Here is a 2,225-nt window from a genome sequence, read left to right as displayed (position 1 = left end):
CCTCCGACGGTCCCCGCACCTCCAGCCGGACCGCGTCCTCGAAGGCCGCGTCCGGTTCGTGCGTGAGCTCGGTGTGCTCCAGCCGCCGGCTCCTCGGCCCGCCCTCCTCGTACGTGACGGACTGCCAGCCGGGTCCGGAGGTCCGCCCGCTCCGGGTGGCCCAGCGGTACTCCAGTACGACCGGAGGGCGCTCCACCTCGACGGTGGCCGTGAAGGCGGGCGCGGACCCGGCCGGTGGCGGGCAGCTACCGGTGTAGGAGGAACGCACCACGTCCACGTACACCGAGACGTGTCGGCCCGCCGCGCCCGAGGCGGACGCCGACACCGGGGCCGACGGAGCCGTCGACGGCGTCGTGGTGACGGTCCGCGAGGCCGTCGCCGATCCTGTGGGGGCGCCGTTCCCACCGCCCGTCCCGCCGCCGCTCCCGCGGTCCTCGAACAGCAGCCACCCCACCGCGACCAGAGCCAGCACCATCAGCACGATGCCGACGGTCAGCACCAGCCCCGCGTTCCCCTCGCGCGCCACCGGCGGAGGCGTCCCGTACGGAGCCGCGTGCGCCGGTCGCGCCCGTTGCGTCGGCTGCGCCCGGTACGGCTCGCGCGGGGTGTCCGTCCCCTGCCCGTGGTGCGCGACGACCGTCGGCGTGTCCGGCCCCGACACCGGCCCGTCGGGGGCCCGTACGGTCCCGCCCGCGCCCACCACCCGCAGCATCCGGGCCGCCTCCGCCGCGCCCAGCCGCTCGGCCGGGTCCTTGCGCAGCAGCCCCTCCAGTACGGGCTCCAGCGACCCGGCCCGGCGCGGCGGCGGCAACTCCGCGTCCACCACCGCACGCAGGGTCTCCAGCGGGGTGGCCTGCCGGAAGGGCGAGACCCCCTCGACGGCGGTGTAGAGCATGACCCCGAGTGCCCACAGGTCCGAGGCGGGTCCCGGATCACGCCCCAACGCCCGCTCCGGAGCCAGGAACTCGGGCGAGCCGACCACCTCGCCCGTCATGGTGATCGACGAGGAGCCCTCCAGGGTCGCGATCCCGAAGTCGCCGAGCACCACCCGGCCGTCGTTGGCGATCAGGACGTTGCCCGGCTTCACGTCCCGGTGCAGCACCCCGGAGTCGTGCGCCGAGCGCAGCGCGGCGAGCACTTGTTCCCCGATGTGTGCCGCCCGCTGAGGGGCCATCGGTCCCTCGGCCTCCAGTACGTCCGCCAGCGAGAGCCCGCGCACCAGCTCCATCACGATCCAGGGCCGCCCGTCCTCGGAGGCCACGTCGTAGACGGTGACGACCCCGCGGTGCGAGACGCGGGCCGCGGCCCAGGCCTCCCGCTCCAGCCGCCGGTACAGCCGCTCCAGTTCGCCGGCTTCCAGCCCGGCCGGTGCCCGTACCTCCTTGACGGCGACATCGCGGGCCAGTACCTCGTCCCGGGCCCGCCACACGATGCCCATCCCGCCGCGGCCGATCGGTTCGAGCAGTCGGTAGCGGCCCGAGATGACACGATCGGAGTTCGATTGCTCACTCACGCGCGCCCCCGAATGTGTTCCCGTACCCCCGCATGTGATCAGGCGATCACTCCAAGTTACCGCAGTGTGGGCCGAGTGGCCCCTGTCGTGACGGGACTCGCGCAGAGGTCTTTCGCAGCGTGACGTCTGTGCGGAGAGTAATCGACGACTCCGCTGAGTAATCGTCAACTAGCCGTCGCCGCAGGGGTAATTCACACCACCGGGATACCCGGGGGCGACGCGGGGGCGATAGGGTTAACCTGCCCGGGCCGGGTGCCCTCGTACGGGTGGGGAGAGAACATGGAACAGATAGCAATGCGCAGCAGGCCGCCTCGCGTGCCTGCCATCACCTGCGGCAGCAGTGCGACCAGCTCGCGCCTCGACCGCCACCTCTCTGTGCTGGGCGGTCCCGCCGTCCCGCACCGGGAGACCGCCGAGGCGACGCTGCTGATGCGCGAGCTCACCTCCCGCGACCACACGCACCGTCTGCGGAGCCGGAGCGCACGCGTCTCGCTCTTCGCGCCGCTGCGCCGTCTGCGTCGCACGCTCTTCGGCAGCCGCCGCTCGTAACCGTCCCCGTACCGCAGCCGTCGGCCCCTCGGCCTCCGGCTCCCCGGCCCTACCCGATCACACCGTCCCGGCGCAGTTCCGAGATCTGTGCGTCCGCCATCCCCAGGGCGCGCAGCAGGGACTCGGTGTGCTCGCCCAGCGCGGGCACCGCACCCATGTGCGG

2 protein-coding genes are annotated in these 2,225 nt (G+C 73.5%); one reads left to right on the top strand and one right to left on the bottom strand.

What is annotated here, in order from left to right:
- Positions 1 to 1,513: protein kinase domain-containing protein (locus ACWGIU_RS36215; RefSeq protein WP_453712325.1), on the bottom strand; the 1,513-nt coding region annotated here is incomplete at its 3' end.
- A gap of 279 nt (positions 1,514 to 1,792) precedes the next feature.
- Between ACWGIU_RS36215 and ACWGIU_RS36210 the strand changes: the two genes are divergently transcribed.
- Positions 1,793 to 2,062: a hypothetical protein gene (locus ACWGIU_RS36210; protein ID WP_030723188.1), complete on the top strand. Its 270-nt coding sequence runs from the start codon at positions 1,793 to 1,795 to the stop codon at positions 2,060 to 2,062.
- Positions 2,063 to 2,225: the final 163 nt, after the last annotated feature.

The sequence above is a fragment of the Streptomyces sp. NPDC054840 genome (assembly GCF_053611065.1).
The sequence above is the reverse complement of the archived record's forward strand: the minus strand, read 5'-3'. Positions and strand labels throughout refer to the sequence as shown.